This is a genomic window from Hoylesella shahii (assembly GCF_937990675.1).
GTDB lineage: Bacteria > Bacteroidota > Bacteroidia > Bacteroidales > Bacteroidaceae > Prevotella > Prevotella shahii.
In genome coordinates, this window is sequence record NZ_CALKQY010000049.1 from 116,070 (window position 1) to 141,095 (window position 25,026).

At 40.3% G+C, this 25,026-nt stretch carries 11 protein-coding genes; 9 read left to right on the plus strand and 2 right to left on the minus strand.

Annotated features, from left to right (window positions below; translation table 11 throughout):
- Window positions 1–135: 135 nt before the first annotated feature.
- On the minus strand, window positions 136–258 hold the full coding sequence (locus QME03_RS11850) for a hypothetical protein (protein ID WP_374188269.1): 123 nt from the start codon (window positions 256–258) through the stop codon (window positions 136–138).
- Between QME03_RS11850 and QME03_RS07475 the strand changes: the two genes are divergently transcribed.
- From QME03_RS07475 to QME03_RS07485, 3 genes are all read left to right on the plus strand, one after another.
- Window positions 200–3,958 (plus strand): TIM-barrel domain-containing protein, encoded by a 3,759-nt coding sequence (locus QME03_RS07475; protein WP_410521762.1) that lies wholly within the window; start codon window positions 200–202, stop codon window positions 3,956–3,958. The two genes, QME03_RS11850 and QME03_RS07475, sit on opposite strands and share 59 nt — an antisense overlap.
- 249 nt (window positions 3,959–4,207) lie before the next feature.
- On the plus strand, window positions 4,208–7,408 hold the full coding sequence (locus tag QME03_RS07480; protein WP_281723950.1) for a M60 family metallopeptidase: 3,201 nt from the start codon (window positions 4,208–4,210) through the stop codon (window positions 7,406–7,408).
- 94 nt (window positions 7,409–7,502) lie between these two features.
- Window positions 7,503–8,807 (plus strand): hypothetical protein, encoded by a 1,305-nt coding sequence (locus tag QME03_RS07485; RefSeq protein ID WP_281723951.1) that lies wholly within the window; start codon window positions 7,503–7,505, stop codon window positions 8,805–8,807.
- Between the two features lie 191 nt (window positions 8,808–8,998).
- Here the strand turns inward: QME03_RS07485 and QME03_RS07490 are convergent, their stop codons facing one another.
- Complete coding sequence (locus QME03_RS07490; RefSeq protein ID WP_281723952.1) at window positions 8,999–10,993, minus strand: helix-hairpin-helix domain-containing protein; 1,995 nt, start codon at window positions 10,991–10,993, stop codon at window positions 8,999–9,001.
- A 225-nt stretch (window positions 10,994–11,218) separates the two neighbouring features.
- Here QME03_RS07490 and QME03_RS07495 point away from each other — a divergent pair, with 225 nt between their 5' ends.
- The 6 genes from QME03_RS07495 (at window position 11,219) to QME03_RS07520 (ending at window position 24,966) form a co-directional block, all read left to right on the plus strand.
- Window positions 11,219–13,243: a DUF5686 family protein gene (locus QME03_RS07495; protein ID WP_281723953.1), complete on the plus strand. Its 2,025-nt coding sequence runs from the start codon at window positions 11,219–11,221 to the stop codon at window positions 13,241–13,243.
- A gap of 46 nt (window positions 13,244–13,289) precedes the next feature.
- Entirely contained in the window at window positions 13,290–16,514 is a 3,225-nt protein-coding gene (locus tag QME03_RS07500; RefSeq protein ID WP_281723954.1) for a UvrD-helicase domain-containing protein, read from the plus strand.
- On the plus strand, window positions 16,511–19,384 hold the full coding sequence (locus QME03_RS07505) for a PD-(D/E)XK nuclease family protein (protein ID WP_281723955.1): 2,874 nt from the start codon (window positions 16,511–16,513) through the stop codon (window positions 19,382–19,384). The genes QME03_RS07500 and QME03_RS07505 overlap by 4 nt, the downstream gene beginning before the upstream one ends.
- 353 nt (window positions 19,385–19,737) lie before the next feature.
- Complete coding sequence (locus QME03_RS07510; protein WP_281723956.1) at window positions 19,738–20,493, plus strand: hypothetical protein; 756 nt, start codon at window positions 19,738–19,740, stop codon at window positions 20,491–20,493.
- Window positions 20,494–22,150: 1,657 nt separating this feature from the next.
- Complete coding sequence (dapA, locus tag QME03_RS07515) at window positions 22,151–23,038, plus strand: 4-hydroxy-tetrahydrodipicolinate synthase (protein WP_281723957.1); 888 nt, start codon at window positions 22,151–22,153, stop codon at window positions 23,036–23,038.
- A 323-nt stretch (window positions 23,039–23,361) separates the two neighbouring features.
- The gene (locus QME03_RS07520) at window positions 23,362–24,966 is read left to right on the plus strand and encodes a CTP synthase (RefSeq protein WP_281723958.1); all 1,605 of its coding nucleotides are present in this window, start codon (window positions 23,362–23,364) and stop codon (window positions 24,964–24,966) included.
- The last annotated feature ends 60 nt before the right edge of the window (window positions 24,967–25,026 follow it).

Here is a 25,026-nt window from a genome sequence, read left to right on the forward strand (position 1 = left end):
GTGAGATTACATGATATAATTTCTTTATTAATATGTTGCTGTTTGTAAAAAATGGCTTAACTTTGTCGCTGTATTTTTAAAACATTCAACTAAAAGCCAATTATTGTTCAGAAGCTGACGATTACCTACTAGGCATTAAGAGCACAATGTTCTACAAATGAATAAGAAAAAAGCAAAGATTTTGCTTGCTGCCATGCTGTTGGCAGTAGGTGAGACCGCATTCGCTGCAGATAAGACGGTAAATGCAATTAGACAGATTAACCCAACTACGGTGGAAATTCTTTATAGTGATGGTGGTGTTCTGACCTTAGATTTTTATGGGCAGAATATCTTTCGTATTTTTCGCGACCCCAAAGGTGGCATTGTGCGCCATCCTTCTAGTAATCCACCGGCTCAAATACTTGTTAACAATCCTCGTAAAAATGCAGGTCGACTCACTGTTGTTGAAAACGATGCAAACGTTGCTGTGTCTACAGCCGCGGTTCAAGTGCGTTTCGACCGTCAAACGGGCCTAATGTGTGTTACCGATCTGCGTAATGGCAGAGAGGTGATTAAAGAAGTAAAACCTGTTGATTTCCGAAAAAACAGTACAACAGTTACCTTTGCTAATGTATCTGATGAATATTTCTATGGTGGAGGTGTGCAAAATGGTCGTTTCTCTCATCGGGGCAAACGCATTGATATTGTAAATTCATGTAGTTGGACTGATGGAGGCGTGGCATCGCCAGCCCCATTCTATTGGTCTACTGGTGGCTATGCAGCCATGCCCTACACATTTAAACCTGGCGTTTACGATTTTGGCAGCAAAGACAAAAATAGGGTAACAATTACGCACGATATGCCTTACCTTGACATGTTCTTAATGGTAAGCGCCACTCCTGTGTCGTTGCTTCGCGATTATTATCAACTTACGGGTAATCCTGTACTGCTTCCAAAGTTTGCTTTCTATGAAGGTCATCTCAATGCCTATAATCGTGATTATTGGAAGGAGACAACAGAAAGTGGAAGAGGTGTACTTTTTGAAGATGGAAAACGTTACATTGAAGAACAGAAAGACAATAATGGCATTAAAGAAAGTTTGAATGGCGAAAATCAGAACTATCAATTTTCGGCCCGTGCTGTTATCGATCGTTATAAGAAATACGACATGCCATTGGGGTGGATATTGCCAAACGATGGTTATGGAGCTGGCTATGGACAGGCTAGTACGCTAGATGGTAACATCACTAATTTGAAAATCTTGGGTGACTATGCACGAAAACAAGGTGTAGAAATAGGGCTTTGGACTCAGTCTAATCTTTATCCCATAGATTCGATTAAGCCTTTATTACAACGCGACATTGTGAAAGAGGTTCGCGATGCGGGTGTGCGTGTGTTGAAAACAGATGTGGCATGGGTTGGTCCTGGATACTCGTTTGGGCTGAATGGAATTGCAGATGTGGCGAATGTTATGCCTTATTATGGTAATAATGCCCGTCCCTTTATCGTTACACTTAATGGTTGGGCAGGTACCCAACGCTATGCAGGTGTTTGGACAGGCGACCAATCGGGCGGCGAATGGGAGTATATACGTTTCCATATTCCAACCTATATTGGCTCGGGACTTTCAGGAGTTGGTAATATATCGAGCGATATGGACGGCATTTTTGGTGGTAAAAACGAGCCAGTTAATATCCGCGATTATCAGTGGAAGACCTTCTCGCCCATGCAATTGAATATGGACGGGTGGGGGAGTAACCCCAAATATCCGCAGGCATTAGGCGAACCTGCAACCAGCATTAATCGCTCTTATCTTAAACTTAAGTCGATGTTGCTGCCTTATACCTATTCTTGTTCGTACGAGGCTGTAACAGGTAAGCCAATTATTCGGGCCATGTTTTTGGAAGATAAAAACGATTATACCTTGGGTAGTACCACTCGTTACCAGTTTATGTATGGTCCATCGTTCTTGGTGGCGCCTATTTATCAGAATACTTTAGCCGACAAAGAAGGTAACGATGTGCGCAATGGTATTTATTTACCCGAAGGCACTTGGTATGATTATTTTACTGGAGCCACTTATAAAGGTGGTTGTGTGCTTAATGATTACGCTGCACCCATCTGGAAATTACCTGTTTTTGTAAAGGCTGGAGCCATTATCCCGATGGTGAATGCCAATAATAATCCTTCTGAAATAGATAAGAGCAGACGTGTATTTGAACTTTATCCTGAAGGCAAAAGCCAATTTGTGCTGTATGATGATGATGGAATAACACAAAGTTACCTCTTTGGTGAAAAAGCAACAACGCTAATAACCTCTAATCTTAGCAGGCAAAAAAATCTTACAGTTAGGATAGAGCAGACTATGGGCACGTTTTCTGGGATGTTGAAAAACCAGTCTACAACTTTAAATCTCAACACAAACGCAAAGCCAAAGCGTGTATCTGCTTTTATTGATGGTAAACAAGTTGTGCTAAAAGAAGCAACAAAAGGCGATAATACCTGGAATTATGTTCAGTCTCCTAACCTCAATCGCTTCTCAACTGCAGGCACAGAAATAGCTAACTTGTTGGTTTCGAAGAATGCGCAGATAATTGTTCGCTTGGGCTCGTGTGATATAACGACGAAAGCAGTAGAACTTCGTGTTGATGGTTTTGAGCGCCTCAATAAGTCTAACCAAAGTTTAAGTAGAAAAGGTAAACTCGCGGCACCCGAATTACTTGCGTCAGACATACAACCCTACAGCATAACGCCGAAGTGGAAGCCAGTACAGAATGCCGACTACTATGAGGTTAAGTTCGTTGGCCAAACTTATACAACTATCCTTCGTGACTCATTACTATTTGAAGATTTGCAACCAGAAACCGAATACGACTTTATGGTGCGCGCAGTAAATAGTGATGGTGTTAGCGATTGGACAAAATTACATGCCAAGACCGATGTTAATCCCTTGGAACATGCTATAAAGGGAATTACAGCTAAGTCTACTGCTAAAGACCAAAATGGCTTTGGCATAAGTCGATTGTTTGATTTTAGCACAGCTGGAGATATCTGGCATACAAATTATTCAGATAAAGTAGTGCCCTTCGAATTTACGATCGATTTGCACAGCATCAATACATTGGATAAAATTCAGTATGTACCTAGAGTCAATGCAGGCAATGGCACGATAACCAAATGCGACATTGCTGTTAGTAAAGACAGGCTTAACTGGACCGAAATTGGAGTACAGCAGTGGGCGCGCAATAACCAAACTAAGGAAGTGGTCTTCACAACCCAACCCATAGCACGCTATGTAAAGGTGATAGTGAAGGAAGCAGTAGGAAACTTTGGTTCGGGAAGAGAACTCTATGTGTTTAAAGTGCCTGGAACAAAGACGATATTGCCTGGCGATATCAACGTTGATGGAAAGATAGATGAGAATGATTTGACTTCTTACATGAACTATACAGGGTTGAAAACAGGTGATTCCGACTTTGATGGTTATATCTCGGGAGGCGACCTCAATGGCAATGGCTTGATTGATGCCTATGATATCTCGAATGTAGCGACGAAACTTGATGGAGGAGTTAATATTGATGAAGACAACGAAGTAAAACTTGCTGGAACATTGTCTTATCATTTCGATAGGCAATCGTATTCAGCTGGTGACGATGTGCTTATCACTATTAAAGGCAAAGATTTAAAGTCGGTAAATGCATTCAACCTTGTTTTCCCATATAACCCTAAAGAAATGCAGTTCGTAAAAGTGGAGTCGACAGCATACAATAAAATGCGCAACTTGTCGTACGACCGTCGTCACACCGATGGTTCACAAGTGCTCTATCCCACTTTCGTTAATGTAGGTGATCAGCCAGTTGTACAAGGCGATGTAACACTCTTGGTTATTCGTATGAAGGCACAAAAGACGTTTACAGTTAAGCCTACAACTCCCAAGGGAATGTTGGTAGATAAAGCTCTAAATCAATTAGACTTTTAAACGAATAACAAACAAACTGGACAATTAAGATAGCTATAACGGAGTTATGCCATCGCCATCTGTCAGACATTTTTTGAAGTAGAATGATTGGCAATAGCGTAACTCCAAAGATAGCTCAGCTAATGTTCCTTGAAAAAATCCGACGAACGCTTATTTAACAACATAAATAAAAACAATTATCAACACCTTAGATAAAGTACCTTTATAATAGAGGAAACTATTAAGATTATTAATCATTCATAAAAACATATGTTATTACAAAGATTTCTACGCAACAAAACCCTGCTGGCTACAATGGCTTTAAGCATTGCTATGCCAAGTTTTGCAAGAACTGCACGACTTGCAGCAGCGCCAACAGGTAGTGGAGAAAACCAAACACTCACTACAGGAGTGTATCAGATTGTTAATGATAAACGACAGCCTGGTTCAAACCTTCATGTGTATGTAGATGGAAATGGTTCTCTTCGTGGTCAAACATTTAGTACAATACCATCAGATTATGCTGATGTATTTGTCGTTCACGCAAAAGAAGGAGACAGTTACTCTATCCAGAGCTTGAAGAATGGCCAGTTTGTACAGACTGTTTCGGGTAATAATGTTACCTATAAAACTTCTGATGCTGCCTATAACTTTAATGTTGTCTATCAACCAAAATCAAAAGGAACAGGAAAGTCTTATTTCAATATCTTCAATGATAAAGGTAACAACGGTTGGTGCTGGCATATAGATGCACAGAAAAACATTGTACGTTGGTATCCATTGACAGACGGTGGTAATATAGCTATCGGACCAAGTGAATTTCTTTTTAAGCCCGTTACCACGCTTAGTGAAAAACAAGTGCGTGAAAGGTTAGGCGAACTTTCTGGTAATGTAAATCCAACGGTTAACACCGAACGCTATTATCAGATAGTATCTGAAACCTATGGCAGGTCGATGCGTGAGAATTATATAGAAGGAGCATTGTATACGGGTACGTTTGATGCCAATGACTATAGTTATTGTTGGAAATTGATTAAGCTTCCTAATGGCCGTTATGTGTTCAAAAATGCCGTAACAGGTAAATATATCACACATCAAAATGGTGCAACAAGTCGAACTTATACCACATCGGAGACACAGGGCAATGGATTTAAACTTAAACTCAATACCAGCGACCCTTACTTGATGAACTACGAAATGGTAGATGCTAATAATGTAGGTATTCACTGTGCAGCAAGTCAAGGCTATCATCCTGTTGGTTGGTATGTGGGTTCAGAAGCCAATAAATGGGTATTTAAAGTCGCTGTTGTAGAACAAAACAAGCTAAAAGCTCAACACGATGCATATAAAGCACGTTTCGACCTAACTAAAAATGCTAATACCTATGCAGATAAGATGGTTAGCTATTTCACAAATAGTGCTGCTACTGAAGTAACAGCTGATGTTCAGCAAATGAACGATGCCGCATTGAAAGCAAAGATGTCTGCAGATGGTTTGCCACAAGGCTTACAGGAAGTTATTTTGAAAATAAAGAACCAAAACTGGCAAAGATATAATAGCGGACGTAATTGGGAAAAGCAATTCCGTATAGCTAGTTATAAAGCTTATAGCGAATATAAGTACGATGCTTGGGCACGTTCAATGGGTATTGGTTACGACTATGGTAACCTTACCAATCCAACGGGTATCACTGTCTTGGATGGTGAAGATTTGTTTGTGTTTGTTGGCGATGACATTCCTAACAATGCTACGCTTCAAATAGAGCTTGTTCCTCTAGGGACGCGTAGTGCAGGCAAGTTCTATAACTTGAAAAAGGGATTGAATGTGGTTCTTAATGAAGGCGAGAATAACGTCTTTGTTAATTATATTGGTCCGACCTTCCAAAACGGAAAGGCACTAAAAGATTATAAAGACCTTAACATCCATATCGAAGGAGGTAAGGTGAACGGCTATTTCGACCTTACAAAAGGCGATACAGATAATGATTGGGTTAAGATGCAGAATGACGGATTAGCATGGGCTAAGGCTTTCAATATGAAAGGCGAACTCGTTGTGATGCATATGCCAAGTGATGCCTGCAAGCAGTACACTCCTGTTCATATGAAGGGGTTGGTTGAAATATGGAATAGCATTGTGCAACGTGAAGACGACCTTATGGGCTTCCGTGAATCGAAGAAAGATAAATGCAACAACGTGCTTAACGCCACTGCCGTGGACCATGGTTATATGTATGCTACCACAGGTGGTACATATTATAATTACAATACTTTGCCCGATGTTCTTAATTACGATAAGATGAAACGCGGTGATGGAACGCTTTGGGGACCTGCTCATGAGTTTGGACATAACCACCAACAGCTCTTTAATACTGCGGGAATGACCGAAATTTCAGTAAATATGTTCTCTAATATGATTATGTTTACTTCTGGTCAAAAGACGAGTCGTTCGCAACATTGTAATTATGTTGATGTTGACGGAAAGCAATACACCGGCGTTTGTGAAAGTGCTGTGTCAACATACGCTGACCGTTTTGCAAGTAAGAAGTACTGGTTTGAATATGGTACATGGGGAACTACACAGATGTACTACAAACTTTATTTGCTCTTCCACGCTACAGGACTCGACAATAAGTTCTGGAATAAATGTCTCGACTATCTAAGAAGAAACCGTTTGAGCGGACAAGGCACTGCAAACTGTAGTGGACGAAACGACTATCTGCTATTTGCTAAAGCTTGTTGCTATGCTGCCCAGCAAGACCTTTCAAGCTTTTTCGAAGCATGGGGTCATTTCTATGATGTAAATGGTGTTGTTATTGGCGACTATAGCAATACAACCATGTACACTAATAGAGCTGAATGGGAAGATGCTTTGAGGTTTATGAAAAAGTTTCCTAAGGGTCCAGGTAACAACCTTATCTTTGTAGACGATCACATTCGTCGTACGCCGGCCATTTATCCTGGTCATCCCGAAGGCGAAATGCGCTCTGATTTTAACGATGAAGTTCGTGTAGGCACGATGGGCGATTTTGGTTCGTGGGATCAATTCTGTCCTGATAGTCTTGGTCAGGGTTGGGCAGAAGTGGTGTCGATGAAGGATGTTGACGGTAAACGCACCTATACAATGAAAGCAAAGAATAGTCATGTGGTTGGTTTCAAAATCTATGATAGCAACGATAAACTAATCTATTTTGCAAACACCAAGACTTTCACCATTCCAAGGAAGGTAATGGAGAGCGCAAATAATAATGTTAAGGTAGTGGTGTGTGGCTCTAATGGTTCTGAAGTTCTACCTGGAACTGTACCCACTGGAATAAAGACCACTGTTGTTCAACCTAACCGCAACAAAGTGGATGTGTACAGCGTTTATGGTGTTCTTATTCGTAGTCAAGTAAACGAAAGCACTGCACTTGATGGTCTCGCTGATGGTGTTTACATTGTTGGCGACAAGAAAGTGATTGTTGGTAAACATTAATTATCATGATTGGTATCTCCCTCCTGCAAACCTTCAGGAGGGAGGTACAATCCTCTTTAAACCTATAAGTAAATCAATTATTAAATCATTCATTATGAAGAAAATCTTTACACTATTATCTTTGTGCTTGTTGACATTGACTAGCTATGCTCAAGAGTGGTTATCTGCTCCTATCAGTGGTAAGCAGTACTACATAGCAGTAGGTCACCAAAAAGTGGGCTATATTACAGCCAATGAAAATGGTGCTAATCTCACGGCTAAGGCTGCGAGCAAAGCTGATAAATCAAAACAAACGTGGACTTGTACGCAGAATCCCGACCAAACATGGACTTTTACACTCTCTGTTGGTGGCGAAACATGGACGATGTGCACCACAGCGGGGCAACGTTTGGCAGCAGGAACTGCCGCTGGTAGCAATTTTAAAGCATACACGATGCTTAATCACGATGCTGATCCTTCAAATGCTTATGCAGCTATTAAGATGATTGAAGGAGAAAACGTAAACTCTTTTGTAAACCTTTATTATGGTCAAAGAATAGGAAACGAATATGGTCCTTGGAGTGATGGCGATAATGGTTCTAAAGTTTATTTTGTTGAGGCTTCTGAGATAGAACTTTATTCATGGGACTTCGACTTTAAGATCTTTGATAAGAAAAACAATGCCACGCGTTACTTTATCCAATTCAATTCTCCTGCAGCCAATAATCCAAGCTATGGTCCCACAGGTTTGGGTGCACGCACTGGTAAAAACTTGGTTTTGTCTGTAGACAACGACACGCTTATTTCTGACTCAGTAATTGTTGCCGACGCCAATTTTAAATATAAAGTATGGCACGTTAATAGCTTTGATCCTACCACAAAGCAAATTGTTCTTGTTAACGAGGCTGGTCAATACATCAATTATGTAACCTTTGACACACCACTCGCAGGCGGTTCTAATGTTCTTTACGTGAAGAATGCAGCAGGCGAATGGGTTCGTAATGGTAATAGCGGTGGTGGAATTTTAACTGCGGGCTTTATGGCAACAACTGTTCCTCAAACGCTTTACGTTTTTGATAGCAATAAAGGCAGCGAATGTTACTCTATTGGCGATAGCTCTGAAAGAAACTCTAGAAACTTCCTCAATGCATGGGGCAACGTTGGATGGCACCATTTTATGGGCAAATGGGAAGTGAACGACATAAATAATGCCCTTAAGTTCATTCCTATTACAGAGGTGTTTAACGACGAAGAAATAGCAACCATGGACAAACTTACTGGTATTTCTAATGTAAATGTTGAGCAAAAGCAAGCTAACACTTATGTTTATACCATCGATGGACGTATGGTTGGCAAAGACATTAAGGGCTTAGCCAAGGGTTTGTATATTGTAAATGGTAAGAAAGTTGTAGTGAAGTAATTTTAAATATCTTCTTTTAAAGGGGGGGGATCATCATGTAGGAATGTGCTATAAAGTGCATTCATTGATAGACAATGTTTATTGTTTCGCAACGCTAAATATAAGCATTTTCCACTAACTACATTTTGATACTCCCTTTTTCGTTGATAAATCCCACTTCTTATCATTGCTTTCTTTGTCTAAACAGCTCTTTAGAATTTCCAAATTAGTTGTAAATCTGCATCTGCTTGCTGTTTTTGAGTATTTGTTTTTGCGTTGTCTTTGTTTTTGGGTATACTGAAGTGATGCGTATAGCCCAACTTCACCAAAAGAAGAATATGGCTGTTTAAGGCTTGTTTCCCTATTAGCGCAGTGCGATAGCCTTGTCCAAAAAACGAAGGAAACGAGAAATTGTAGCGTAATCCTCGCTCGTAGGTGTATATACGACTATCAAAACTATTGGTATTGAAATATCCCACTACTGCATCTATTTTGGTTTTAGCTGATTGCCATCCGCCATTAATCGTAGTCATCCATCCTCTTTGCATCGCTTTTCCCCAAGATAATACACCATCTGCTTGTATCTTAGCGTGCCAATTGTCTGTGTTTAGGCCATATGCCAGTCTTACTCTGTTTTCCTTTTTGTTTATTATTTTATGACTACCTGTGGCGTTTTCTTGTTTTAGTCTAAACCGATAACGTGCCATCCAAGTAGATACACCGTGGGTATAATTGGCTGTGAGCATGTTATCCCATGAAAAGGACGAAGTAGACACGCGATAACGGGGTAGTGCAAAATAGGCGTAGTCGGTATAAGCTGTAACCAACCAGTTGCGTGCAGGTTGCCAATTAGCGCCCAAATACAGGCCACTCTCATTATTTATATGTCCACCTTCGCTAAAACTTCGTCCTAATAGTGCTTGATAACGATAAGAGTAAAATCGCTGAATGGCAACAAAATCGATTCTCGACCACAGTTTTAGTGTTATCATATTGATGGTGGCTAGTGCTTGATTTTTATCAATAGCCGTTTCGCCTGCAACAGTTATTCGTCTACTAAGATAGCCATAATCTAATCCAACGTTATAAAACTGCTTTCCTTTTGCAGAAAAAAGTTTATAGTGTTGAGCAGTATCGGGTTGTAGCTCGTGGTTAAAGCCTGTGTATAAGGCCGTCATACCTATATGAAACCCATTACGTGCATAATTTAAGTTGGCACCAGCCACCCCTTGCAGAGCGTTATGCTTATGCTGCAATTCAGTTATTGTGCGGTGATAACCCGTCTTTAGCAATGTTTTGATGGCCTTTTTATTTTTCGTTGGTGTAACATCTATATACCTATAAGAGGCAAAAGCCGACACATCCAGCCCCTTAGCCACATTCACTGTTGCAGCCATTCCCTGCAGATAGTTACCTTCTGATCGCGACGAATGCGAGCGTATATGACCCGTTGTTCGGCCCAGTGTAGCTAGCGAAGCCTGTTTGCCAAAACCGTAATCGTTGTTTATCACCAGTCCCATACCAAACCTAAGACGGTAACGACCTGCTGTTGCTACTTGTATCCTTCCCAATTTGCGTACCATAAAGTAGAACGAATAAAAATCATAACCAGCTTTATTCCTTTTGCTAAAAAAAGGTTCGCCTGCATCTTGTGCAGCAAGTAGTCCTGCTTTGACAAAATCGCCTAGATGGAAATCGTATTTTAACCAATGTCTAACATCGTATCCAAGATATTTTTTGCTAGCCAGCGAAGGGCTTGTAAGTGGAAATTTTACCTCACCGGCTAATTCGTGTTTACCATATTTCAAGATGTTGCGTAGCGATGGAAACTGTTGAGGCCTACTATCATCTATATATACAAAACATTGTAACAACAGACGTGTGTCATAGTCGATAGCCTCTATTAATGCTAGTTCTGCCACCGAACGCATAGGTGCATAATGATAAAGATATTCGCAGATGCTTTCCACCTGTTGAGCTGTGAGAAATGGTAGTCTTTCTAAATCCTCGCGTTTGGCATTATTTAGATTAATGGGGTGCGTTTGCATTTCGGCTAAGGTTTCAAACACTTCTTCATTGGTATCTTCCATTTGTTCGTTATTCTCCAACCAGCGTTGATAGAATTCCTCCCAATTGTTTTCATTTTGTGCAAACAAAGGGAGAAAACATAATATCAGTAATAACGTTATCACTAGACGTATTTTCATGAGTAGGTTAAGTTAAATGATTTTACAAAGTTAAGCATAAAGCTTCACATGAACTACTAAATATAATATTTTTTCCATATTACACTAAAAATTGCTCTGCTTAACTTAAATCACAGCACTGATGCACTTGCAGGGTGCTATGAAAAAATGGTTTTATGGTTCTTTGTTATCTTTTGCGCTCTTGGTTTTACATTTTCTCAATGATTTTCGCTAACTTTGCCATTTATGAAGAAGTGGTTAACAACAACGCTTTGTGCTTTATGCCTGTTGATAACTTTACCAGGTAAGGCTACTACAACAACAGACACGCTGTTGTTGAACCGCATCTATCGCTATACAGACAGCAGTTATGTGCAACCAACCGATACTTCTTATTATTCTTATACGCGTTATACCATTGACATACGTCGTAAAAACATTTTTTTGATGGCTGTCCCAAACCTGTTTGATATGGCTAGGAGTGGTAGGCGACACTTCATAGGTGAAAGCATAAGGCAGCATGTGTACAATAAAAAAGGAGTTCGTGACAGTAAAACTTTAATTTCTTATACCACCCTTCCACACAGCGAGAACATTCTTCCTCCTGCGCTGATGTATTTGTCGCCGACGCTTTATCGTGTTACTTTGGTAGATAAGTTTTTGCTTTCACCATTTAGTCGACATAACAAGATGTTTTATCGCCTGCATGTTGTATCTCAAACAGACAGCTTGGCCTTACTCAGTTTTAAACCCAAGGTTGACAATACGCAACTTGTTAAGGGCAATGCCGTGATTGATGTGCGAACGGGTAGGGTTATCACTTGCCACGCCGAGGGCGAATATAACATGCTTCGGTTTGAGCTAGACACTGATACGGGAGATAAACAACACGACAAGCTGATGGTGAGGCGCTGCATTTTGCGAACCACCTTTAAGTTTATGGGCAATCGTATGGCTGCAACTTATCGCGTAAACTACGACATGCCACCCATAGACAGCACCCAAATTAAGTCTAATAAGCCTGCATTTACGCTTAATGCCTTACGCAACGATAGTCTTACCCGCATCGAAAAAGAACTTTTTAATCCTGTGTATATGGCTGATATTGGCCAAGACACAGTGAGAACGCAGACAGAAAAGCCACGTGGAAGATTTTGGCGTAAGCTAGGCGACTATTTAGTAGACCGGATCGGGAGTGATTTTGGTAAGTCTAATCAGGGTTATTTCCGATTTAATGCACCGTTCGACCCTTTTTATATGGAGTATTCGCCCAGTCGTGGTTTTACTTATCGCAATGATTTTAGATTTGGTTATACGTTCAATCCACGCATGTCGCTGTTTGCACAGCTAAAGGCGGCTTATTATTTTGGTGAAAAGCGAGTTACATTTTATGCTCCTTTAATCTTAACTTTTAATCAACAACGCAACTTCTACTCGCGAATAGAACTCAGCACAGGTAATAGAATATATAGTTCAACGATAGCCGAACGTTTGTCGGAGTCGTTGTTGCACAGATTAATTGATGTAGGAAACGACCTATATCAGTTTACCGACAACTACTTAAGATTTGAAACCAATATAGACCTCTCTCCAAAATGGGGCCTAAAGACGGGCTTTGTTTTTCATAAGCGCAAACCATTAGACCTCATTCCTTTTGAGTTGCTCGACTTTCCAAAGGAATATCGCTCATTTGCGCCTAACATAGAAGTAAGCATTAGGCCATGGGGATGGAGTGGACCGATATTCACTATCGACTATGAACGTAGTCTTAAACACGTCTTTAAGTCGAACATTGGCTACGAGCGTTGGGAAATTGATGGTCAGTACCTCTATCGTTTATCTCGCCTTCGCTGTTTGTCTATGCGTTTAGGAACAGGATTTTACACGCAAAAAGACCAATCGTCTTACTTTCTAGACTACGCTAATTTTCGCGAAAACACCATTCCTGGTGGTTGGAACGATGGCTGGTCGGGCGAGTTCGAATTGTTAGATGCTAGTTGGTATAACGCCTCCAACTATTATGTGCGTACTAATTTTACTTATGAAACACCCTTACTAGTGGCCAGTTGGTTGCCATACGTAGGGCATTACATAGAGATGGAACGTATATATGTAAGTGCATTAGCGGTGAAAGAGCTACATCCCTATTTTGAATTGGGTTATGGCTTCACCACAAGACTATTTACTATAGGTGCATTTGTTTCAAACCGCAATTGGAAATTCAATGGGTTTGGATTAAAATTTGGTTTCGAATTGTTTAGACATTGGTAACACTGACGATGCAAACTTATACGTTAAAATTAAAACAAGTAACACCATGCATACCCCATTAACTGTTTATAAGGCCAGTGCAGGAAGCGGTAAGACCTTCACCTTGGCTGTAAACTATATCAAAATATTGATAAGCAATCCTTATAGCTACCGTAACATCCTTGCTGTGACCTTTACCAATAAGGCAACCGAAGAGATGAAACTTCGCATTTTGAGTCAGCTTTATGGCATTTGGAAGCTTCTGCCCAGCTCGAAAGGCTATTTAGACAAGGTTACAAGCGAGCTAGATATTACTCCAGAGTTCGCCTCGAAACAGGCTGGCATAGCTTTAAGCAACCTATTACACAATTACAACTACTTTAGAGTTGAGACAATCGACACCTTTTTTCAAGCTGTCTTGCGCAATTTAGCACGCGAACTCGACCTCACTGCTAATCTTCATGTGGGCTTGAACGATGCTCAGGTTGAACAAATGGCAGTGGATAAGCTGATAGAAGAGCTTACGCCAACGAGCAAAGTGTTGAAGTGGATAATGGAATATATCCAACAAAATATAGCCGAGGATAAGAGTTGGAATGTAATTGGGCAGATAAAGCAGTTTGGTATGAATGTCTTTAGAGATGTGTATAAAGACAATCGAAAGCAACTTAATGCGCTCATGGAAAACGAAGAGCTTTTTGATAGCTATGTAAAGCGTATCAGAGCCTTAGGTAAAGATGCTGAACAAAGACTTGAACAACTAGGAAACCATTTTTTTGAACTACTGGACGAAAACCAATTGACTGTAAACGATTTTTCGAATAAAGATAAAGGCGTGTGCGGTTATTTCGTCAAACTAAAGAATGGCAAAGGAGATGCTGACGAAATATTGGGCAAACGGGTGCTCGATGCTATGGAAGACCCCAATGCTTGGGTGGGAAAGAAAGAACAAAACGGCGATGGGCACACGCTAACGGTGGTGAGAAATGTGCTTTTCGACTATCTTAACGAGTCGGAAAAGGTGCGTGTTGAACAAGTTAAAATGTTGAAATCTGCTCGTCTAGCCTTGCGCCACCTAGACCAATTGCGTCTTCTTGACAAGATTGAAATTAAAGTGCGCGAAATAAACGAGCAATCTAATCATTTTTTATTGAGCGATACGCAAAGTTTGTTGAATGCATTGATACAAGATAGTGATTCGCCTTTTATCTTCGAGAAGATAGGCACGCAGCTCGAACACATCATGATTGACGAGTTTCAAGACACAAGTACTGTGCAATGGGCAAACTTCAAAGTGCTGTTGCAAGAGTGCATGAGTCATAACCAATCGCAAAGTTTGATTGTGGGTGATGTGAAACAAAGTATATATAGGTGGCGCTCAGGCGACTGGCGATTATTAAACGAAATAGAAAAGCAATTCTCTAATTCGCCACATGCGTTTAAGGTTGAGCGAATGACAACCAACTATCGCTCTGAACGTAATATCGTTGATTTTAATAATGCTTTCTTTGAATTGGCTTGCGATATCGAACAACGCGAATTAAAAGAACTTTCGCCTGACGGAGCAATGCAAATGCAAATGGCTTACCAAGATGTGAAACAGCTTGTACCCACACAAAAGCAGCCTAAGGGAAGGGTAGAGGTGACACTTTTTAGTAAAGCCGAATGCGAAGAGCGTATGCTGGCTAAGGTGTGCGACACCGTTAAAAGTTTGCTTGAGCAAGGAGCAAGAGCAAAAGATATCGCCATTCTAGTGCGCAACAATATAACCATCGCACTGATTGCCGATTATATGATGGTGCATTTGCCCGATGTGCGACTGGTTTCTGATGACGGTTTCCAACTGCAAGCCTCTGTCGCCGTGCAAATCATCATCGGAGCACTACGCGTTTTGGCCAAACCTAGCGACCGTTTGCTTCAAGCAAATCTGGCTACTGCATACCAAACCCACATCTTAGGCAACCCCATTGGCAACCGTGAAATGCTTAAACGAGATGTGGATGTGGCTACTTTTCTTCCTGAGCGGTTTTGGCATAGCCATCAACATTTGATGGCTATGCCCATCTTTAGCATTGTGGAAGAAGTGTATCAAGCCTTCCAATTAGAACGATTGCCTGAACAAAGTGCTTATATCTGCACTTTTTACGATAAACTACAAAACTTTTTGGTGGATAATTCGACCGACCTTAACGCTGTGATAGACGAATGGGAGAACGAAATGAAAACCAAAACCATACAAAGCGATGAACTTAACGGCGTGCGCCTGATAACAATACATAAGAGTAAGGGGCTTGAATTTGCACACACCATTGTGCCTTTCTGCGATTGGAAATTGGTAAATGGTAATGGCACTCTATGGTGTCAGCCCGATGAAGCCCCTTTTAACGAGCTGCCTCTCGTTCCTGTTGATATGTTTTCGAAACAGCTAATGGGTTCGGTTTTTGAAAAAGATTATATACAAGAGTATTTGCAAAACATGGTAGACAACATGAATTTGCTGTATGTGGCTTTTACAAGAGCCGGAAAAAACCTTTTTGTGATGGGCGAAAAAGATAAAAAAGGTGGGCGTGCAATAGTTATTGGCCAATGCATTGAGCAGTTAACGAATGTGCTGGAAAATAGCCAACTGCAAACAACAGAAGATGAAGATGTGGTGTTTCAATATGGTTCGCTTTCGATTGACTCGGCACAGAACTTGGAGCAATACACTTCAGACAATGTGTTTAATGCCATTCCTAAACCCTTTAGCTTTGATGTAAAGGTTTATGAAAGTCAAGCACAGTTCTTGCAAAGTAATAAAAGCTCTGAGTTTATTGGTGGAGAAGACGACGAGTCGCAGCAAAACAACTATATCAAACTGGGCAGTGTGCTGCACGCAGTGTTTGCTCAAGTTCGTACATTGGCCGATGTTCCTAATGTTTTAAAGCAGTTGGAACAAGATGGTGTGTTATATGATAGCGATTTAACTAAAGATAAACTGGTGGATTTGCTTAACAAACGATTTGCCGATAAGCGTGTTAAAGAATGGTTTTCGCCTGAATGGCAACTGTTTAACGAATGTTCTATACTCTCGGTTAACCCTGTTACCAACGCTGTTGTTACCCATAGACCCGATAGGGTAATAACAAACGGAGAAGAAATGCGGGTGATCGACTTTAAATTTGGTAAACCCAAAGAAGAGTATCACGCGCAAGTGGCCAGCTATATAGCCTTGTTAGAACGTATGGGATATAAGCGCGTGAGTGGATACTTATGGTATGTTTACAGTAATAAGATTGAGGAAGTGAAATGAGAAAGACTTTTTTAGAATATGTGGCCGAAGATTTATTAAAGAAATACGGCATTGATTTATCGCGCATTACCCTTGTTTTTCCTAACAAACGCGCGTCACTATTCCTTAACGAGCATCTAGCGCGCATGGCTGATGGCCCGTTGTGGAGTCCTGTTTACACCACTATCAGTCAGCTTTTTCGGGATAGGAGCGAACGGGTTGTGGCTGATAACATCAAACTTGTGTGCGACCTCTATCGCATTTATGTGCAATGCACAGGTACAACCGAAACCCTCGACCACTTTTATGGTTGGGGAATGCTGATGCTAAGCGACTTTGATGACATTGATAAGAACTTAGCTGATGCCAGAGATGTTTTTAGAAATCTTAGTAATATTCACGAACTAGACGACGTTTCGTATCTTAGCGAAGAGCAACGAGAGGTGTTAAAACGCTTCTTCAGTAACTTCTCTGACGACTATAATACGGAATTGAAAAATAGATTTCTACAACTATGGCAAAACTTTGGCAATATATATAATAGCTTTAATGACCATTTGCAAGAAGAAGGATTGGCCTACGAAGGGGCTCTTTATCGCGAAGTGGTTAACAATGATTTGGCTACCTATGATGCCGATACCTATATATTTGTAGGCTTCAATATGCTACAAAAGGTGGAACAGAAACTGTTTACACTATTAGCAAAGGCAGGTAAGGCCAAATTTTATTGGGATTTCGACCGCTATTATATGGAAGGAGCCAACAATGAAGCTGGTTATTACATCCGCCAATATTTGGAAGCTTTTCCCAACGAACTATTCAACCGTGATGATGAGATATACAATAATTTCAGAACGGAAAAAGAGTTGCGTTTTATCTCGGCTTCAACAGAAACCATTCAAGGCAGGTTTGTGGGGCATTGGTTACAAAATGAATACTTTGTAAGGGCTGGTAGAAAGACAGCTGTGGTGCTGTGCGACGAAAATCTGCTCCAAACGGTAGTGCACAGCTTGCCGTCGGAAGTAGAGAACGTTAATATTACCACAGGATTTCCTTTGGCCCAATCGCCCGTTTTCTCGTTTGTTAATGCGCTTATCAACTTACAAACTATTGGTTATACAAAGAGTGCAGAGAGATATCGTTTGCAATATGTACGAGCAGTTCTAAGACATCCCTACAGTCTTTTCTTATCAGACAATTGTACTGAGCAATTGCGCGCTCTCGAAGAGCATCACACCTACTATCCCTCACGCCAGGAAATGGCTGTTGATGAAGGTCTAACCTTAATCTTCGCCAACCTAGAGGAAGGTGTTGCTGATGTGCAAACCTATCATGCAAAATTGGTGGATTGGATACTAAGTATGCTTAAGACCGTTGGCAAAAGCACACAAGAAGCTGACGACCACTTGATGAAAGAGGCTATATATAGGATGTACACCTTGTTTAATCGGCTACACGAACTCATTGTGTCGGGCGACTTATCCGTTGACCTCATCACCTTATTACGTTTGATAACGCAGTTGGTGCAGTCTACTAGTATTCCCTTTCATGGTGAACCTGCTATTGGCTTGCAAGTGATGGGGGTGCTTGAGACGCGTAATATTGACTTCGATAATGTGTTGTTACTATCGTGCAACGAAGGGAACATGCCCAAAGGGGTGAATGATGCTTCGTTCATTCCATACGCTATTCGCAAGGCTCATTCGCTTACAACTATAGACCACAAAGTGGCTATCTATTCTTATTATTTCCATAGACTGTTACAGCGAGCCCAAAATATTACCATTTTATATAATAACGCTACCGAAGATGGCCACACGGGGGAGATGAGTAGGTTTATGTTACAGATGCTGGTGGAGAGTGGACATAAGATTGAACGCTTATCGTTGCAGGCAGGTCAAATGCCTAATGTGCTGCAACCACATGCTGTTGAGAAAACTGATAGTATAATGCAACAGTTGATGAAACTTGATAAGTTATCACCAACGGCTATTAATCGCTATTTGCGCTGTCAGCTTTTGTTTTTCTATAACACGGTGGCCGGATTGAAAGAGAGCGACGAAGAAACGGATGATATTGATAACAGAACATTCGGAAACATATTTCACAAAGGTTCACAGCTTATTTATGAGCAACTAATGGATGCTAATTTTACGGTTAGTGAGAACGCCATTAAAGATTTTCTGGCTGATAAATCGGCTTTGCAGCGTATTGTGGATAGAACGTTTAATGAAGAATTATTTAAGGTGGCAAACGCTAATCAACATCCTCAATATAATGGTTTGCAGTTGATTAATAGAGGAGTGATTATCTCTTATCTTAAAAAGCTGTTGCAAATGGATCTCAGCCTTACTCCTTTTAGAATACTTGCAATGGAAAAACCAGTAGAACAAGAGGTGGTTTTTGACGTTAATGGTAAAGCGCATACCTTGACAATAGGAGGCTATGTAGACCGATTAGACGAAGTTGAGGAGGGTAATGGTAAAGTAATACGTGTGGTAGACTATAAAACTGGTAGAAAACCGCAAACGGCAGTTACTGCCTTCGAAGATATCTTCTCTGGTGATAAGGTTACAAAAAATCATGCTGATTATTATCTTCAGACTTTTCTATATGCTGCTATTGTTCGCGACTCGTTGAAATGGAACAAGCAAAAACTGCCGGTTAGTCCTGCACTGCTGTTTATTCAGCAAGCTTCGTCCGAAGAAAACGACCCTGTTTTGCGAGTAGGAAAAGAGCGCATTAACGATATCGCCGTTTATCACAATGATTTTTGGGCGCATCTTAAAGCACTTTTGTCGGAGATATTTAACAAGGAGCGTGCTTTCATGCCAACTAAAGATAGGGAACGTTGCACGCGTTGTCCTTATAGGCAAGTGTGTTATCAATAGCGTTTGCTTTGTTGCGGATGTACTAGATGGTTGGTGCTTGATAATAACACGCAGCTATCTTTATGGCGTGAGTATAAAAACATTAAATTATAATTTATTGAACTCACGTTAATTTAATTTAAATGCGTATCTTTGCACGGAATACTAAAAAGTTCTACTATACATCAGCCCATCCAATTGCAATGCCATCCTTATGTGAATAAACAAAAGAATGTGATATTTAAATTTAAACTCAAATTCTATCTGTAAGGCGCTAGTTGTTGTGTGGTAAAGAGGATACGGGGTTGAGGAGGCATGAGTCTATAAGGTTAACCACATTAATAAACAAGTATTAATATAAATAAAAACTATTTATGGGATTTTTTAAGAACCAACTTAACAAACAACTGGATAATTTTAAACAATCTATTCCAGATGAACGATTAGACGAACTAGAAGCACAGGGTTATGACGTGAGTGAGTATCGCAAAGCTAAGCAGGATGTAAGGACTGCTAGGAATGCCGCGCAGGAAGAAATACGAAATGGACAAGAGAATTGTACCAATCTCTCTAAGCTTGAACCGTATATGAAGACACCCCGTAGTACCGAAAGCGAATTCTTCAAGTCTGTTGCAGGTAAGGCACCTTGGTTTGGCAAAGATAAATGGAGAAGAAAGTATAGTGAGGTTCCAATTGTGTATCGAGGAGTTGTTGCGGCACAATCAGAACTTTACAGACCAGGGAACAAAGGGGAGGATGCTTTCTATGCTATTACCATCGTTGCTGTAGACAAAGAGCATCAATGCAACGAAGCGTGGATGCAACGAGTGATTAAACAGTTGCAAGATATGCAAGCGGGAAAAGTTGCTATCCCATCTGATTGCGCAGAACTTGTGGATGTGATGAACGAGGTAGACAACGATGGGGATTGGCGCAGTGGAATGCTTGGTATGAGTATTGCAGAAGGAGCGGAGGCACATTACCGTAAAGATGTACTTTACCGCAAGAACTTGCCAAACGGTTTCTTGCCTACCAATGGCATTATTCCGCAGGTTTGTACCAACTTTCCTGTTAAGAAATCTCATTCGCCTTTGACTGCTAATATCCCTGCTCAATTCTATATGGATTAAGTCGGTAAGTTAAAGGATAATAATAAGAGAGGTGCACAAGCTGTGTAACCTCTCTTATTGTTTTGTAGTTCTTTATGTGCAGTGTGTTGTTTGATAATGGAGTCGGAAATCTTTGTATTTGCATAGACTTGCTGATGAGAAAACTATGAGGCAGTAGTAAAACCCAGTTGTAAGTCCTTCCCCCTCATGCACATAATTTCATAAGCCTATACATCAAGAACGGAATATCCGTCACTCCCCTAAACTGTGCTCTGAAAGCTTTGATTTTTGTGTGCAAGAATTAGGCATTTGCATTTGGTTGCTGTGTTGATAACGAAATTGAGTATAGTATTATAATGGAACTTAAAGGTCTCAATCACCGTATAAAAGTTGTCTACTCCCAACTTTTATACCTTGTTAAGCCATCAGGCCCGCTTTAATTTTGCAGCATTTTTGATGCTTCTGACTTTATAAATAAAAGGCTATAACGACTGATTTCAGTTGGATTTTGATATCCAAGTAAATTTATGTAATTGTTAATTTGATAAAATTATTTTACAAATACCAATTTTCTGTCTGACGCTTCTAGGTGAAAGATGAAGCCAAATAGTATATAAATAGCCACTCTAGAATGAATTTCTTGACATGTTTCAATCACTTTTTCGCTAAGACTTTAGCTATTTACTATGGTTTAGCATTTCTATTTTGAGAAAATATTGCCAAATTTGAGTTCGGAAGAACAAAGAAATACAGTTTAAATATTTATCGTTAAGACGCATTTAGCATCAAAACGCAGTGCGTTTAGCACCAAAACGCAGTGCATTTAGCATCAAAACGCAGTGCATTTAGCACCAAAACGCAGTGCATTTAGCACCAAAACGCAAAGTACCTAGCTACAAGTTTGAAAGCTAAAGCTATTGGATATTGCTGTAATGTATTTATTATCAGTGTTTTATTAAAGTTTAGTAGCCGTTTAGTACCTTAGTTTTGCTAAACTGTATTATGGCAGCTGGTTTGTCAGTTTTGTTGAGCTAAACATACATATTTTGATTAAAAAAGGTGCGTTTTGCACTATTTTTTTATAATTAATTGTATATCAATGATTTGTAAACTTTTAAAATATAAGCGATTTTTCGCTCTAGTCTTTGAAATTTTGCGTCGACGCCACTCTTAATGTTAAATATTGGTATAAATATTTTACATTTTAGGAATGTAATATTGGTTTTTCTTATGATATCTATGTATAAAGTTAAGTAATTTGCTTCAAGTCTATTAAAAAGCAACATGCGCTACACGGCCAATAGTTGTAGTTAAAGGAAATACTTAGACTGCGTTGTAAGTTTTTGTGATGAGCTGTTGAAATTTGAAAAGTAAAACAACAACATTAACCATTCAATACGAAGATGAAATGAGCACAGGCAAATTAGAGCGCAAGAAACGATAAAAAGAAAATGGAGTTACACAGGAAAAGCCAAAGAACATAGTTGAGGAGAAAATTATGTTGAAATTAATTCGCAATGTTAGTTATAAAGCTAGACACAGCTTTAGTTAAAAGCAAAATAACCATCCATGCGAAATACAATTATAATGAAGTGGTTGAAAAATCCGTATAATTAGGTTTTGTTATTCATTCAAATTCCCTTATCTTTGCACTATCCAAACATAAGAAACCAATTTTATGGCAACGAACATATTTAAAGGATTGGGAATAGCCCTTGTAACACCATTTAAGACAGATGGGTCGATAGACTATATGGCACTTAAGCGCCTTGTAGAATATCAAACTGAGAACGGAGCCGACTTTCTTTGCGTTCTTGGGACAACGGGCGAAACACCTTGCTTAGACCGAGAAGAACGCGAAGAGGTGAAACGATTTGTGGTTGAAGTAAATCAAGGTAAGCTGCCTGTGCTTTTGGGTTGTGGCGGAAATAATACTGTGGCCGTGGTTAAAGAACTACAAACGATGGACCTTCGTGGTGTTGACGGAATACTTAGTGTTTGTCCATATTATAATAAACCCTCTCAAGAAGGACTGTATAGACATTTTAAAATGATAGCCGACAATAGTCCGTTACCTATTGTTTTATATAATGTTCCTGGAAGAACGGGCATTAATATGAAAGCAGAGACAACCGTAAGACTAGCCACCGACTGCCGAAATATCATTGCTGTTAAAGAAGCTGGAGGAAGTTTGGAACAGGTGGACGAGATTATCAAGAACAAACCGGCCCATTTTGATGTACTAAGTGGTGATGATGCTTTGGCCTTTCCAATGATTGCCAGTGGAGCAGCAGGTGTGATTTCGGTTATTGGAAATGCCTTACCACGAGAGTTCTCGCGTATGATAAGGCTTGAATTTAATGGCGAATACGAGCCAGCTCGTAAAATTCACCATCGTTTTACCGAGTTATATAGTCTACTATTTGTGGATGGTAATCCTGCAGGAGTTAAAGCATTACTGCACGAGATGGGCTTTATAGAAAACGAGTTACGTTTACCGCTTGTGCCAACGCGTGTGGCAACGGTTCAAAAAATGGCAGCCATTTTAAAAGAGATGCGCATATAGATGTATTGTTGTGCAAGTCGCACTCACGCCGATTCTTTTATGGAAGTCAATGTTTGGAATAAGGGCATAATATATGATCGGCATAATAGTGTTTAAGACAAAAAAGATAAAAGAAATTAAGTGTAAAGAGATGCTGTGGCGCAGAAGAAAAGCGTGCAAGAACTTATTTTTTAGTGTGCAGGTGATAACGTTCCTTTAATTCTTGTGCATCTCATTTTTTTATCGTACATTTGCAGATTAAGAAAAAAGATGCCCGCCTTAGGCTGAAACTAGCAGGTATTGGGTACAATTAATGTGTTTATAAACAAAAAAATTATATCATTGTGGCAGAGACTAAGTATATTTTCGTAACGGGTGGAGTGGTTTCTTCGCTAGGCAAAGGCATTATCTCCTCGTCAATTGGTAAGCTTCTTCAGGCAAGAGGATATAACATTACCATTCAGAAGTTCGACCCTTACATCAACATCGACCCCGGAACGCTCAACCCCTACGAACACGGCGAATGCTACGTCACAGTGGACGGGATGGAAACAGACCTCGACTTGGGACACTATGAACGTTTTACCGACATAAAAACAACTAAAGCCAACTCGCTAACCACGGGAAGGATTTACAAGTCGGTTATTGATAAAGAGCGCAGAGGCGACTATTTGGGAAAGACCATCCAGGTTGTTCCGCATATCACCGATGAGATTAAACGCAACGTTAAGCTGCTTGGTGAGAAGTATCACTACGATTTTGTTATTACAGAAATTGGTGGAACAGTGGGCGACATCGAGTCGACACCATTCCTTGAAGCTATTAGACAACTGAAATGGGAATTGGGAAAGAAGGCTGTTTGCGTGCATCTTACCTATATCCCTTATCTAAAAGCTGCTCAAGAGCTTAAAACAAAGCCTACACAACATAGCGTTAAGGAGTTGCAAAGCGTGGGTATTCAGCCCGATGTGTTGGTGTTGCGTACTGAAAAGAAACTCGATACAGGCATTTTAAAGAAGGTTGCCGCCTTCTGTAATGTGGATTTAGATTGCGTGGTGCAAAGCGAAGACTTGCCAAGCATTTATGAAGCTCCCATTGGAATGCAAGAGCAGGGCTTGGATGTGGCTATTTTGAAAAAGATGGGCGAACCCATTGGCGAAAAACCAGCACTTGGCCCTTGGCGTAAATTCCTCGAAAGACGCAGACAAGCCACTAACGAGGTGCATATCGGGCTTGTTGGTAAGTATGATTTGCAGGATGCTTATAAGAGTATTCGCGAAAGTTTGTATCAAGCAGGTACATATAACGACCGCAAAACAGTGCTTTCTTTCATCAATTCGGAGAAACTCACAAAGGAAAATGTGGCAGAACAGTTGGCTGACTTTGACGGTATTGTTATCTGTCCGGGATTTGGACAGCGAGGGACAGAAGGTAAAATCATTGCAGCCCACTATGCACGAACCAACGATTTGCCAACCTTTGGTATATGTCTAGGTATGCAAATGATGGTGATAGAGTTTGCTCGTAATGTTCTTGGATATGAAGATGCTAACAGTCGTGAGATGGATGAGAAGACAGAGCACAACGTCATTGATATTATGGAGGAGCAAAAAAACATTACCAACATGGGCGGTACAATGCGTCTTGGTGCTTATGAGTGCGTATTGAAGCAAACTTCTCGTGTAATAGATATCTATAAGCACGAACATATACAGGAAAGACATCGTCACCGTTACGAATTTAACAACGACTTCCAAAAAGAATACGAACGTGCAGGAATGGCTTGTGTGGGTAAGAACCCTGAAAGCGACCTTGTTGAAATAGTGGAAATACCGGGCTTGAAGTGGTATCTTGGTACACAATTCCATCCCGAATACCAAAGCACTGTACTTAATCCGCACCCCTTATTCGTTGATTTCGTTAAGGCAGCAATAGCAAACAAAAAATAATTTCACATAATCTGATTATCACCCGCAGACTGTGCTGTGTCCTAGAGACATGTTTAGCAT